The sequence below is a fragment of the Microbacterium sp. UBA3486 genome (assembly GCF_002377845.1).
In the GTDB taxonomy this organism is placed as follows: domain Bacteria; phylum Actinomycetota; class Actinomycetes; order Actinomycetales; family Microbacteriaceae; genus Microbacterium; species Microbacterium maritypicum_A.
Window position 1 is genome coordinate 38,796 of the sequence record NZ_DFQP01000016.1, and the last position, 13,653, is coordinate 52,448.

Consider the following 13,653-nt stretch of genomic DNA (forward strand, 5'->3'; position numbering starts at 1 on the left):
GAGAACCATGACCGCCACCGCCGCCGGACACCCGACCGTCGCCCCCGTGCCCTTCGACCCCGAGGTGCAGGCCGTGCTCGATGAGCTCGCGAAGAATCCGCAGCCGCCCCTCACCCGCGACACCCTTCCGCGCGACGGAGTCGACCGGATGTTCCCGGACAACGACGCGGTCATCGCCGGGCGCGACATCGAGTGGGAGGACCGCGTCATCCCCGGTCCTCCCGGAGCGCCCGAGATCGAGATCACGGTGTTCCGTCCGGCCGACACCCGCGACGAGGTGCTTCCCGCCTTCGTGAACATCCACGGCGGGGGCATGATCGTCGGTCACCGCTCGTGGGAGACGGGGCGCGTGGTCGACATCGTCGACGAACACCGCGTGGTCGCGGTCAACGTCGAGTACCGCCTCGCCCCCGAGAACCCCTACCCCGCCGGAGTCGAGGACTGCTATGCCGCCTTCGTCTGGGTGCACACGAACGCTGCCGGGCTCGGCGTCGATCCGGAGCGCATCGTCGTCGGCGGCGGCAGCGCGGGCGGAGGTCTCACGGCGGCAGTGGCTCTCCTGGCCCGCGACCGGCAGGGTCCGGTCATGGCCGGACAGCTGTTGCTGTGCCCGATGATCGACAACACCAACACCACGGTCGCCAGTCTTCAGTACGACGGCATCGGAACCTGGCAGCGCGAGATGAATCTGCTCGCGTGGTCGTGCGTGCTGGGCGACGACCTCGCCTTCCATCCGGATGCTCCCGCCTACGCCGCCCCCAGCCGCGCCGTCGATGTGGCGGGACTCCCACCCGCCTTCATCGAGGTCGGCGAGGCCGAGGCGTTCCGCGATGAGGACACCGAGTACGCGCTGCGCATCTGGGCGACCGGCGGGCAGGCCGAGCTGCATGTGTGGGGAGGTGGCGCGCACGGCTTCGACATGTACATGCCCGACGCCGAGATCTCGCGCGCCGCTCTCGCGGCCCGCGCGTCGTGGCTGCGTCGCATCTGGCGGGCCGCGCGATGACCGCGCCGCTGCCTGTCCCCTACGACCCGGAGCTCGTCGCCGGACTCGATGCGTTCGTCGAGATGGTCGAGATCATCCCGCTGCGTGCCGACACGATCCACGCGAACCGCGACCACTTCGCGACGATCATCCCGTCCATGGCCATGCAGTCCGATGGCCGTGCGATCACGTGGGAGGACCGGACCATCCCCGGGCCCATCGGGGCTCCCGCCGTCGAGATCACGATCGTACGGCCCGCCCGGCCGGCGCCCGCCCCCGCCCCCGCCGTGCTGTCGATCCACGGTGGTGGCATGGTGCTGGGCACTCGGTTCTTCGGCACGGCGGAGCTCATCGACCTCGCCGAGCGGCACGGTGTCGTCGGGGTGGCCGTCGAGTATCGCCTGGCGCCCGAGCACCCCGGCCCCGCCCAGGCGGAGGACTGCTACGCCGCGCTCGAGTGGATGGCCGCGCACGCCGAGGAACTCGGCATCGACCCCGACCGCATCATCGCCTCGGGGATGTCCGCCGGTGGCGGCCTCTCGGCCGCGGTCGCTCTGATCACTCGGGATCGGGGCGGGCCACGCCTGGCCGGTCAGCTGCTCGGGTGTCCGATGCTCGACGATCGCAACGAGACCGCATCCAGCCGTCAGTACGACGGTTTCGGCGCGTGGGATCGGAACAACAACGACACCGCGTGGGACGCCATCGCCGGAGAGGACCGCTTCACCGACCGCGTCTCGCCGTACACCGCGCCCGCGCGCGCCGCTGACCTCTCAGGACTCGCCCCCGCGTTCATCGAGGTGGGCGCCGCGGAGACGTTCCGCGACGAGGCCGTCGACTACGCTCTCCGCATCTGGGCGACCGGGGGACGAGCCGAACTGCACGTATGGGCCGGCGGATATCACGGGTTCGCCGGGTTCTCCCCCGATGCCGAGGTCTCGAAGGCCGCCGTCGCCGCCCGCGAGAGCTGGCTGCGCCGCATCCTGCGCCTCGGCGGATGAGCCTCCCCGCCCCTGAGGAGCCCGACCGCCCGCGTATGAGCACCCTGCGGGCGATGCTGGTGCTGGGGATGCTGGAGGCCTTCGGGCCCCTGTCGATGGACCTGTACCTTCCACAGCTGCCGCAGCTCGCCGCGTCGCTCGGCACGACGGAGGCTCTCGCGCAGGTGACGATGTCGGCGTGCATGATCGGCCTCGGACTCGGCCAGCTCGTGGCAGGGCCGCTGAGCGATCGACTCGGCCGACGACTGCCGTTGATGGTCGGAGTAGCGGCTTTCGCGGTGCTCTCCCTCGTGTGCGCCGTCGCTCCGAACATCGAGCTCCTGCTGATCTCCCGTTTCCTGCAGGGGCTCGCGGGCTCGGCCGGCATCGTGATCTGCCTGGCCATCGCCCGCGACCAGTTCGAGGGTGCCGAGCTGTCGCGGATGCTGTCACTGCTGTTCCTCGTGTCCGGCACGGCGCCGATCATCGCGCCGGTCGTCGGCGGCCAGCTGGCCCGGATCATGGACTGGCGCGGCATCTTCGGCGTGCTCAGCGCGGTCGGGGTCGTCCTGCTCCTCGTCGTGGTGTTCGCCCTGCCCGAGACGCTACCTCCGTCGAGGCGGCACGGCGCCGGACCCGTGGCGCTCCGGTCGCACGCCGCAGCCGTCGTGCGCGATCGCCTCTTCGTGGCGGTGCTGTGCGCCGCGGCGGGAGGCGGTGTCGCGTTCTTCACCTACCTGTCGATGTCGTCGTTCGTGCTGCAGGATCAGTTCGGCCTCAGCCCGCAGGCCTTCAGCCTCGCGTTCGCGGCGGGGGCGCTGGCCAGCATCGTCGGCAGCCAGACCAGCCGGCTCGTGGTTCGCCGCTGGGGACCCCTGCGCGTGTATCTCGGCGGTATCACGGCGACGCTGCTCGCCACCGCCCTGCTGCTCGTGCTGACCTCGACCGACGCCGGGGTCTCCGGAGTCATCGGGGCGCTCATCGGATTCATGCTGTGCTCCGGGCTGGGTGGCCCCAACGGCCAGACGCTCGCGCTCGCCCACCACGGCGCACGCGCCGGCACGGCCTCGGCCCTGCTCGGCATGGCGACGTTCCTGTTCGGTCCGGTGCTCGCGCCCCTCGCCGCGGGCCTCGGCGGCACGAACGCCCTCACCATGGCCGTCACCATGACGATCGCCGCCGCCGTGGCAGCCGTCGCGGCCTGGGTGTTCGTGCGCCCCGCCGCAGAGCCTCGGTAGCAGCCCGTCGGCCACCGGCCAGCGGAGACGGGCCTCGCCGATCAGAACCCGAGGCACATCGCAGCGACACCGACGGCCATGGCCCACGACTCGGTCGTGAGCAGTCGTGCGGTCCTGCCGTGATGCACCGGCGCCACGAACCACTCGGCGACGACGGTCCACACCACGACCCCCACCACCCCGACCAGCACCAGAACCGACAGGACGCCGTCCAGTGCATGACCGCCGTGCCCCGCGTCCGCCGCCTGCATCGACGCGCCCGTCGCTCCCGTGGCGTTCGTCGACGCGCTCTCGAAGGCGCACGCGGCCATCACGAGCGACACGAGGGCGCGGTGACAGCACGTGGCCGCCGACGGCGTGCCCCGCACCCCCATGGTGCCGAGCATCGCCGAAAGCAGGAGGACGGCGCCGAGGATCAGCCCCGCGAGGGTGTCGCCGTCCGTGACGGCGAGGAACAGCATCACCGCGGCCATCACGAGGGACGCCTGGCGTCCCTGCCACGGCACGACGCGCCACGCCGCGATGCAGGCGACAGCCGAGACGATCGCCGCTGCGGCCATCAGCCACGGTGCTGCGGGAAGGAGGTGTTCCACCCGGGAAGTATATTGAGCAATCGCTCAATATAGCTAGACCTCGTCATGATGCGAGAGGATGGGCACGTGCCCCGCATCGTCGACCACGATGAGCGCCGCCGGCAGATCGCCGAGGCGCTGCTCGCCGTGGCTGCCCGCGACGGGCACGAGAGCGTCTCCTCACGCGCCGTCGCCAAGGAGCTCGGCGTCGCCACCGGATCGCTCTGGCACTACTTCGAGGGCTTCGACGAGGTCTTGCGCGCCGCGGCCGCCGAGGTCACCCGCCGCACCGACGCCCGCATCGCCGCAGCCACCGAGGGGCTACGGGGACTGGCGAGACTCCAGGCGCTGATGCGTGAAGTGCTGCCGATCGATGAGACCACCCGCACCGAGGCGCACGTGGTCGTCGGCTTCTGGGGACGACTGGCGGCCCTCGCCCCCACGCCTGACGCCGGAGCCCCCACGCTCGCGACCTGGCAGAGCAGCATCCGACTCGCTCTCGCCGAGGCCGTCCACGACCGCGAGCTGCGCACCGACACCCCCACCGAGGCCGTGCTGTCACTACTGCGCTCGATCACCTACGGGCAGCAGATCGTCGAGGTCACCGAGCCCCAGCCTGCGGCCGCGCACCTCGCGGTGCTCGACAGCATCCTCGCACCCTGGCGCGCCTGAGCCGCGCCAGCCCCTCTCGACGCCCCAGGAATCGGTGGTTGTGGACCGCCGACGACCCGTCGTATCATCATCGCAACCCGTTTATTGAGCAGTTGCTCGAAAATAGTGAGGTCGATGATGTCCCACCACGCACCGCAGCCCGTCTCGATCGAGAAGATCGCCGCAGCGCACCCGCATGATCCGCTGACGGGCGACGAGATCGCCGCCGCCCGGGCGGTCCTCGATGCGGCAGGACTCCTGACGGAGAGCACCCGCGTGCCGATGCTGCTTCCCGACGAGATCACGAAGGAGGAGCTCGCCGCGTGGCAGCCCGGTGCCCCGATCGATCGCCGCGTCGATGTGACCCTGCTCGACACGGCGACCGGCGTCGCGACCGAGGCCATCGTGTCGATCACACGGGGCGAGGTCCTGCGCACCGCGCGCGTGCCGAACGACGCCCCGCCCTACGGCCAGCCGCAGTACCTGTTCGAGGAGTACGAGCGCGCCGAAGCGATCGCGAAGGCCTCCCCCGAATGGCAGGCGGCGATGACGCGCCGCGGACTCGCCGCGCACATGGACCTCGCGTTCTGCGGGCCGCTCGCCCCTGGTTACACCGGACGCGCCGATGAGGTCGGGCGTCGCGTGATCCGCTCCCTCACGTTCCTCCGCTACGACGAACACGACTCGCCGTGGGCACACCCGGTCGAGGGACTCATCGTGCACATCGACCTCACGGCGAACAGCGTCATCCGCGTCGAAGACCATGGCGACGTGCCCGTCCCCGCCGGCCATGGAAACTACTACCCCGAGGCGCAGGGCGACGCCCGCACCTCGCTCAAGCCCATCGAGATCAGCCAGCCGGAGGGTCCGAGCTTCACGGTCTCCGGCTCGCTCGTCGAGTGGGAAGGCTGGTCGATGCGCGTCGACTTCAACGCCCGCGAAGGACTCGTGCTGCACGACGTCTGCTTCCAGGGTCGCTCGGTGCTCCGTCGGGCCAGCGTTCCGGAGATGGTCGTGCCCTACGGCGACACCGCCCCCGGCCGCTTCTGGATCAGCTACTTCGATGCCGGTGAGTACCTGCTCGGAAAGAACGCCAACCACCTCGAGCTCGGCTGCGACTGCCTCGGCGTCATCCGCTACCTCGACGGCTACGTCGCCGACGACCACGGTCACCCTGTGCGCATCCCGAATGTGATCTGCATGCATGAGGAGGACTACGGCATCCTCTGGAAGCACACCGATCTCGCCGGCCGCGCCGACGTGCGTCGCTCGCGCCGCTTCGTGGTGTCGTACTTCTCCACGATCGGCAACTACGACTACGGCTTCTACTGGAACTTCTCCCTGGACGGATCGATCGAGGTGGTCGCGAAGGCGACCGGCATCGTGTTCGCCGCGGCCGGCGAGCCGGGCGTCCGCCAGAAGCACGCGACCGAGCTCGCCCCCGGCGTCTTCGCCCCGGTGCACCAGCACCTCTTCTGCGCACGCCTCGACGTGGCGATCGACGGCGAGGACAACCGCCTGGTCGAGGTCGACGCTCAACGGGTGCCGATGGGCCAGGAGAACCCCTTCGGCAACGCGTTCAGCTGGACCGAGACGACCCTCGCGACCGAAGCGGAGGCGCAGCGCGAGGCGGACAGCTCGGTCGCCCGCGTCTGGGAGGTGCAGAGCGCCTCCCGCACGAACCGCGTCGGGCGCCCGACCGCCTACCACCTGGTGCCGGAGCCGACCGCTCTGCTCATGGCCGATCCCGCATCCTCCGTCGCCGCGCGCGCCGCATTCGCCACGAAGCACCTCTGGGCCACCCGGCACGAACAGGGGCAGATCTGGCCGGCCGGTCGCTATCCCAACGCCCACCAGGGCGGCGCCGGCCTGCCGGAGTACACCGCGGGCGATCGATCGATCGACGGAGAGGACATCGTGCTGTGGCACACGTTCGGGCTGACGCATTTCCCGCGCCCGGAGGACTGGCCCATCATGCCCGTCGACTACGCCGGCTTCTGGTTCAAGCCCTACGGCTTCCTCGACCAGAACCCCGCGATGGATGTGCCCGAGTCGACGCAGGCGCACGCGGTCGCGTCCACCGGCTGCTGCGGCGCAGGCGCGTGCACCTGCGAGCACTGATCTGCGAGACGTCGTCCCGCACGGCCGATCCCGGTGATAGCATCACGGAACGGATCGTATACAACGTCGTCGTTCCACCACCCGAGGTGATCAGTCATGAACGGTGCACCCGCCGCCCCCGCCGAATTGGTTTCCACGCTCGTCGCGCGCAACATCAGCGACTTCCGTGCCGCCGTTTCGGAGTCCTTCGTGCCCCTGCAGGTCACGACCGCCGGACCCGACCACTTCCGAGGGATCATCCGCGGAGCCTCCGTCGACGAGGTGCATGTGAACGACGTGCGCGCCACGTCGCATGTCGTCGAGCGCACCCCCGAGCTCATCGCCCGCGGCGACCGTTCGTATTTCAAGGTCAGCCTGATGATCGCCGGCACCGGCCTGCTGATCCAGGACGATCGCGAGGCCGTGCTCCAGGCGGGCGACCTCGCGGTCTACGACACCGACCGCCCGTACTCCCTCGTGTTCGACGACGACTTCCGCACGATGGTCGTGATGTTCCCGAAGCACCTCATCAGCCTCCCGGCCGAGATGGTCGGGCAGCTCACCGCCGTGCGCATCTCCGGTCACGAAGGCCTCGGCAGCATGGTCGTGCCGTATCTGACGCAGCTCGCCGGTAATCTCGATCAGCTGGCCGGCACGACGGGGGCCCGGCTCGCGCACAGCGCGCTCGACCTCGTGACGACGGTCTTCACACGCGAGCTCGGACTCGATCAGGTGTCCGCCGACCCGCACCGTGCGCTGGTGCAGCGCATCCGCTCGCACATCGACCGCAACCTCGCGTCGACCGATCTCGGACCCGCGTCGATCGCCGCCGCGCACTTCATCTCGACCAGGCACCTGCACGGGCTCTTCCAGGAGCAGGGCGTGACCGTGTCGACCTGGATCCGCACACGGCGCCTCGAGAAGTGCCGTCGCGACCTGCTCGACCCGATGCTCGCCGACCGCCCGGTCGCGGCCATCGCGGCACGCTGGGGCTTCGTCGACGCCGCGCATTTCAGCCGCGCGTTCAAGTCAACCTTCGGCGTCTCACCCAGTGAGTATCGCGCCGCGCACTGACGCTCCGTCTGCCGCGCACCGGCACGTTACTTGCCCGGGAGGGCACGCCGGTTGACTCTCGGCGCGCGATGACCGCCGCCCCCTTGAGGGGATGAGGAACACCCCACCAGCATGAGGCAAGCGCACCGCGACGACGCGGTGCCCGGGGCGATGCGGCCCCGCCGCGTGCGACGTCAGGACCCTCATGACCGACACCTCCACCGACCCGGCGCTGGACGAATGGCGCACGTACGACGAGTTCGCCGCGGGCATCGACACCTTCCGCCTGCCGAACACGCCCCTCGCCGGCACCGCCCTCACCCTCACCCTCGACGACGACTCGACCCTGACCCTGGAGTTCTCCGAGGACGCCATCGTCTGGAGCGGACTCGGAGCCTCCGGCACCGACCCGTACGACGCGGTGCGAGTGCGGGACGACGTCGTGTTCGTCAACATCCCGATGCGGAGCCGTCCGCGCGAGGCCGTCACCGTGGTGTTCTCCACGACGACGAACCGGGCGACCGTCATCCGTTCGCGCATCGCCCCCGAAGCCGTCGACGGCACCCCTCAGGTCGGCCAGGACTTCTGGGCGGCGACGACCGATGCGGGGCCCGTCAGCGGCGACGCCCCCGGCCCGAGCCGCGACCTCATCGGCAAACGCAACCTCTACCGGTACAGCCCGCACCACCTCTACGAGCACGTGTACATCTCCAGCCGGCGCTATGCCTGGCAGTGCCTCGAGGGCGTGCAGCGCGGCCACGGCGACATGGACCTGTCGACCGTGTGGAAGTTCGCCGACGGCCTGTACCTGTTCTGCTTCCGCGAGTTCCGTATCGCGGTGGCCAGCGTCTGGCTGCACGACCTCGGCTACCAGTTGATGACCACGGGGATCTTCCTCGGACTCACCGGAGAGGGCGACGCCGAGCACTCGCGGGCCGGCGGCCACATCTACCCGCTGGGCGCCGTCTCCTACCCCGACGCCCAGCCCGTCTGACCGTTCGCCGCACCCCCCACTCCGAGGAGAGCCCATGAGCAACGCCGACCTGATCCGCCAGCACTACGCCGCCAACGACCGCGGCGACCTCGACGGGATGCTCGCGCCGTTCGCCACCGACATCCGCTGGACCGAGGCTGCCGGCTTCCCGTACGCCGGAACGTACATCGGCCCGGATGCCGTCGCCCGGAACGTGTTCCGCCGTATCCAGGAGGAATGGGACGACTACACCGTCGCGATCGACGAGATCGTCGACGGCGGCGACGTCGTGGTGGCCATCGGCACCTACTCGGGCACCTACACGCAGACCGGGCGCTTCTTCGCCGCCCGCGTCGCCCATGTGTGGCGGGTCGTCGGCGGCGAGGTCGTCGCCTTCGAGCAGATCACCGACACGGAGCTCGTCAACCGCGCCATGCGCGCCTGAACACCGCACACCCCGCACAGCACCAGACGAACACAGCACCACCCGAACACAGCACCACCCGAACACAGCACCACCCGAACACGAGAGGCAGGAAGCACATGAACACACGAGCATCCGGCACCGCGGCGCTCCTCGCCGTGGCAGCCCTCACCCTCGCCGGCTGCGCCGGTGGAGACGGCGGAACCGGCGGTGGGAGCGGCGACCCGATCGTCGTCGGCTCCGTCAACACGATCAGCGGTCCCGCAACCTTCCCCGAGGCCTCGCAGGCCGCCGCCGCCGTGTTCGAGGCCTTCAACGAGGCGGGCGGACTCGACGGCCGCACGATCGACTACAAGATGCTGGACGACAAGGGCGACCCGGCCACGGCCACCGCCTCCGCACGCGAGCTTGTCGGCAGCGACGGCGCGGTCGCGCTCGTCGGCTCCGCCAGCCTCATCGAGTGCGAGATCAACGCCAAGTACTACGAGCAGGAGGGCATCCTCTCGATGCCGGGCATCGGAGTCGACACCGGCTGCTTCGACAGCGAGAACATCTCCCCCGCGAACGTCGGACCGTTCAACGACATGACGCTCACGCTGCAGTACGGATCCGAGGTGCTCGGCCTCGACGACATCTGCATCCTGCTCGAGATCGCCGGTTCCACGCGTCCCACCTACCAGGCCGCGATCGACGAGTGGACCGAGATCACCGGCAAGAAGCCGAAGTACGTCGACGACACCGTCCCGTACGGCGCCTCCGACTACACCCCCTACATCGTCAAGGCACGCGACCAGGGCTGCAAGGCCCTGGCGATCAATCCCGTGGAGCCCGACGCGATCGGACAGGTCAAGGCCGCGAACGCCCAGGGCTGGGACGACGTGACCTGGCTCTACCTGACGAGCGTCTACAGCGAGAACTTCGCCGAGGCGATCGACGACGCGGGTGCGGGCATCTACGTGCCGGCGGAGTTCTACCCGTTCACCGACGACAGCGAGATCAACGCCGACTGGCGAGAGCTGATGGAGGCCAACGACATCCCGCTCACCTCGTTCAGCCAGGGCGGGTACCTCGCCGCGACGTACTTCATCGAGGTGCTCGAAGGGATGGACGGCGACATCACCCGCGAGACCGTCTCGGAAGCGCTGAAGGGCATGGAGCCGATCGAGAACCCGATGGTCGGAACGCCCTACGCGTTCGGCACCCAGAACACCGCGGGCTGGCCGATCATCCTCGAGTCCGGAACGAACGCCTGGGAGAAGGTCGCCGACGACTGGCTCCGCATCGGCGAGTAGTCACCCCTCGCCTGCCGCCGGGCGCATTACCGGCGGCAGGTCCCCCTCGGAAAAGAAAGGACGCCTCATGCTGCAAGGCGCCATCGCCGGTCTCGCCGCCGGCGGCCTCTATGCCGTCCTCGGCGTGTGCCTGACGCTGATGTCCCGACTCGTGCGCGTGGTGAACTTCGCCCAGGCCGCGACCGGGATGTTCGGGGCCTTCACCGCGGTGTGGCTCGTGCGCGAGATCGACCTGCCGATCTGGCTCGGCTCGGTGCTCGGCGTCCTGGTCGCCGGGCTGCTCTCGGCAGCGATCGGGTTCATCGCCGCGACCTGGCTGTCCGAGGCCTCCACCACCACCCGTTCGGCGATGACCGTCGGCCCCCTCCTGCTGCTCATCTCCCTGTCGTTCATCCTCTTCGGCAACAAGCCGCAGCCGTTCACGCCGATCATCGCCGGACCGGCGTTCTCGTTCGGCGGCGTGGTGATCAGCCAGGTCACGGTCGCGACCGTCGCGATGGCGATCATCACCGCCGTCGTGGTCCGCCTCGTGCTGCGCCGCACCAGGGTCGGCACGCAGCTGCGCGCGCTCTCGGAGCGCCCGACCACGGCGGAACTCCTCGGCATCCGCTCGCGCCCGCTGTCGATCGCCGTCTGGTTCGTCACGGGTGTGATCAGCGCGATGGCGATCATCATCGTGGCCCCCTCGCAGTCGAACGACGCGACCAGCCTCGCGATGCTCATCGTCCCGGCCGCGGCGGCAGCCCTGCTCGGCGGCTTCCGACGACTCGACCTCGCCGTCGTCGGCGGGATCGTCCTGGGTGTGCTCGGTGGTCTCATCGCCCAGATCGACGAAGTGGCGCTGGTGCGCAACTTCCTCCCGTTCCTGTTCATCGTCGTCCTGTTGCTCTGGACGCAGCGCAAGGAGGTGTGGGATGCCGCTCGCTGACCGTCCCTGGTTCCGGATCACCTGGCCGTTCGCCGTCGCTGTCGCCGGTATCGGAGCGGGTGCGATCCTCAGCGCCTCCCTGCCGGGGTACTTCGTCTTCCTCGCGATCAGCGCGGTCACGGCCGCGATCGCCGTCCTCGGTCTCGGCATCGTCACCGGCTCCGCAGGGATGATCGCGCTCTGCCAACTCACCTTCGCCGCCGTGGGGGCCTGGATCGTCTCCCTGCTGAACGTGATGCAGGCGCCGGGCGGATTCATCGTCTGGCTGGTCCTCGGCGGGGTGGCGGCGGGCCTCGTCGGCATTCTCGTCGGCCTCCCCGCTCTGCGGCTGCGCGGTGTGAACCTCGCCGTCGTGACCCTGGGCTTCGCCGCAGCCGCCGACGTGACGCTCGTGCAGATCCAGTTCCCCGGTTCGGCTCAGGGCACGGCGATCGAGCGTCCCGAGATGTTCTCGAACGACCGGCAGTTCTTCTTCCTCTCCATCGTCGTGCTCGCCGTCTGCGCACTCGGCGCGTTCTTCCTGCAGCGCGGCCGGTGGGGATCGAGCTGGAAGGCCGTCGCGTTCTCCGAGCGCGGCACGGCCGCCGCCGGACAGAGCGTGCAGACCGCGAAGCTCACCGCATTCGCGGTCTCGGCCGCCCTCGGCGGCATCTCCGGCGGGCTGCTCGCCGGTCAGGTGCAACTCCCGTTCGCCTCGAGCTTCACACCCCTGCAGTCGCTGGCCCTCTACGTGCTCGCGATCATGTCGGGCGCGCACCTGATCGACATGGCGATCTTCGGGGGCCTGCTGTGGGTGCTGGTCCCCGAGCTCCTCAAGCGCTGGGGCATCCCGCAGGACTGGGGCTTCGTCGTCTTCGGCGTGCTCGGTGTGCAGGCGCTCACCAGCGGCACGAACCTCGGCCAGGGCATCCGCAACCTGATCTGGCGCCGCGCGGATCGCCAGGCCGCCACCGTCGCGCTGACGGCGCTTCCCCCTGATTCCGGAGCGGATGCCGCGGCGATCACCACCACGACCACGGCCACGGCCGATGGGGCGGCGCTCGCCGGGACGCCGGTGCTCACCGTCGACGGCCTGACGGTGCAGTTCGGCACCCTGAAGGCCCTCGACGACGTCTCGTTCCAGGTTCCCGCCGCGTCGATCATGGGACTCATCGGTCCGAACGGAGCCGGGAAGTCGACGTTCGTCGACGCGATCAGCGGGTTCCTCCCGAAGCACACGGGGCGCGTGCTCCTGGGAGGCCGCGACCTCGTCGGCCTCTCCCCCACGCGGCGCGCGCGTCTCGGTCTGCGCCGCACCTTCCAGCAGGACCGGGTGCCGCCGTCGCTCACCGTCGGCGCATACGTGCGGTTCGTGGCCCGGCGCCGGCTCGCCGCATCCGACATCGACGAGGTGCTCGAGTTCTTCGGCTGCCCACCCGCGCGTGCACGCCTGTCGAGCGTCGACGTCGGCACACGCCGGCTCGTGGAGGTCGCCGCGAACGTCGTCTCCCGTCCCCGTCTGCTGATCCTCGACGAACCCGCCGCGGGGCTCTCGCATGACGAGCATCTCGCCCTCGCCGCGAGGCTGCGGGACCTGCCTGCGCGCTACGGCGTCGCCCTCATCATCATCGAGCACGACCTCGATCTCGTCCGCTCCGTGTGCCCGACCCTCACGGTGCTGGACTTCGGCCGCGTGCTGGCCAGCGGGCCACAGGCCGAGGTCCTCGCGAACCCCGACGTCGTCAAGGCGTACATGGGAGAGACGGAGCTGTTGAAGTGAGCGAACTCGTCCTGGACGGTGTCACCGTCAGTCGTGGCGCCGGTCCCGTGATCTCCGACGTCTCGCTGCGGGTCACCGGAGGCGAGGTGCTGGCGCTGGTGGGCCCGAACGGCGCGGGCAAGACGAGCCTGATCGAATCGGTCTCCGGCGTCACCCCGCATTCCGCCGGCGGCATGACCCTCGACGGCGAGCCGATGGACCGGCTGTCCCGCGTCGCGAGAGCCCGCCGCGGGATCGTGCACATCGAGCAGGGACGCGCCGTCTTCCCCTCGCTGACCGTGCGCGAGAACATCTCCCTCACCGCACGCACCCCCGGAGAGCTGGACGCCGCCCTCGCGCAGTTCCCCGAGCTCGAGAAGCGCATCGATGCGCCGACTGCCCTGCTGTCGGGCGGCGAGCAGCAGATGGTGGTGCTCGCGCGCGCGTTCGCCGCGAAGCCGCGCATCCTGCTCATCGACGAGATGTCGCTGGGCCTCGCCCCCGTCGTTTTCCTGCGCCTGATGCCGATCGTGAAGTCGATCGCCGATTCCGGGGTGGGCGTGCTGCTCGTCGAGCAGTTCACGCAGCTCGCCCTCGATCTCGCCCAGGAAGCCGTGGTCGTGGCGGGAGGCCGGGTGTCGTTCCAAGGGGCATCCGATGCCCTGCGAGCCGACCCCGGCCTCCTGCACCGCGCCTATCTCGGCGGATGAGCGCGGACC

The 13,653-nt window shown here is 70.0% G+C and carries 13 protein-coding genes; 12 read left to right on the plus strand and 1 reads right to left on the minus strand.

Annotated elements, in window-relative coordinates:
• Positions 1–7: 7 nt before the first annotated feature.
• Genes B2869_RS02305 through B2869_RS02315 form a run of 3 tightly spaced genes read left to right on the plus strand, consistent with a single transcriptional unit; the run spans position 8 to position 3,203 of the window.
• Entirely contained in the window at positions 8–1,006 is a 999-nt protein-coding gene (locus B2869_RS02305; RefSeq protein WP_292762227.1) for an alpha/beta hydrolase, read from the plus strand.
• The gene (locus tag B2869_RS02310) at positions 1,003–1,986 is read left to right on the plus strand and encodes an alpha/beta hydrolase (protein ID WP_292762229.1); all 984 of its coding nucleotides are present in this window, start codon (positions 1,003–1,005) and stop codon (positions 1,984–1,986) included. The genes B2869_RS02305 and B2869_RS02310 overlap by 4 nt, the downstream gene beginning before the upstream one ends.
• Entirely contained in the window at positions 1,983–3,203 is a 1,221-nt protein-coding gene (locus B2869_RS02315) for a multidrug effflux MFS transporter (RefSeq protein ID WP_292762231.1), read from the plus strand. Before B2869_RS02310 ends, B2869_RS02315 begins: the two co-directional genes overlap by 4 nt.
• Positions 3,204–3,244: 41 nt before the next feature.
• Here the strand turns inward: B2869_RS02315 and B2869_RS02320 are convergent, their stop codons facing one another.
• Complete coding sequence (locus tag B2869_RS02320; RefSeq protein WP_136025080.1) at positions 3,245–3,796, minus strand: hypothetical protein; 552 nt, start codon at positions 3,794–3,796, stop codon at positions 3,245–3,247.
• Positions 3,797–3,862: 66 nt separating this feature from the next.
• Here B2869_RS02320 and B2869_RS02325 point away from each other — a divergent pair, with 66 nt between their 5' ends.
• The 9 genes from B2869_RS02325 (at position 3,863) to B2869_RS02365 (ending at position 13,644) form a co-directional block, all read left to right on the plus strand.
• Positions 3,863–4,447 (plus strand): TetR/AcrR family transcriptional regulator, encoded by a 585-nt coding sequence (locus B2869_RS02325; protein ID WP_292762236.1) that lies wholly within the window; start codon positions 3,863–3,865, stop codon positions 4,445–4,447.
• A gap of 114 nt (positions 4,448–4,561) precedes the next feature.
• Positions 4,562–6,547 carry a primary-amine oxidase gene (locus B2869_RS02330; RefSeq protein WP_029266547.1) on the plus strand — a complete coding sequence of 662 codons (1,986 nt, stop codon included), beginning with the start codon at positions 4,562–4,564 and terminating at the stop codon, positions 6,545–6,547.
• 96 nt (positions 6,548–6,643) lie between these two features.
• Positions 6,644–7,600: a helix-turn-helix domain-containing protein gene (locus B2869_RS02335; RefSeq protein WP_021200998.1), complete on the plus strand. Its 957-nt coding sequence runs from the start codon at positions 6,644–6,646 to the stop codon at positions 7,598–7,600.
• Positions 7,601–7,784: 184 nt separating this feature from the next.
• Entirely contained in the window at positions 7,785–8,573 is a 789-nt protein-coding gene (locus B2869_RS02340; protein ID WP_021200997.1) for a MoaF C-terminal domain-containing protein, read from the plus strand.
• Positions 8,574–8,607: 34 nt separating this feature from the next.
• A complete protein-coding gene (locus B2869_RS02345) occupies positions 8,608–8,997 on the plus strand; it encodes a nuclear transport factor 2 family protein (protein WP_029260455.1) in 390 nt (129 codons plus the stop codon).
• A 98-nt stretch (positions 8,998–9,095) separates the two neighbouring features.
• Entirely contained in the window at positions 9,096–10,268 is a 1,173-nt protein-coding gene (locus B2869_RS02350; protein ID WP_029260456.1) for an ABC transporter substrate-binding protein, read from the plus strand.
• A gap of 67 nt (positions 10,269–10,335) precedes the next feature.
• Complete coding sequence (locus B2869_RS02355; RefSeq protein WP_292762247.1) at positions 10,336–11,196, plus strand: branched-chain amino acid ABC transporter permease; 861 nt, start codon at positions 10,336–10,338, stop codon at positions 11,194–11,196.
• The gene (locus B2869_RS02360) at positions 11,183–12,955 is read left to right on the plus strand and encodes an ABC transporter permease subunit (RefSeq protein WP_292762250.1); all 1,773 of its coding nucleotides are present in this window, start codon (positions 11,183–11,185) and stop codon (positions 12,953–12,955) included. Before B2869_RS02355 ends, B2869_RS02360 begins: the two co-directional genes overlap by 14 nt.
• Positions 12,952–13,644, plus strand: coding sequence for an ABC transporter ATP-binding protein (locus B2869_RS02365; protein ID WP_292762253.1), 693 nt, complete (start codon positions 12,952–12,954; stop codon positions 13,642–13,644). The genes B2869_RS02360 and B2869_RS02365 overlap by 4 nt, the downstream gene beginning before the upstream one ends.
• The last annotated feature ends 9 nt before the right edge of the window (positions 13,645–13,653 follow it).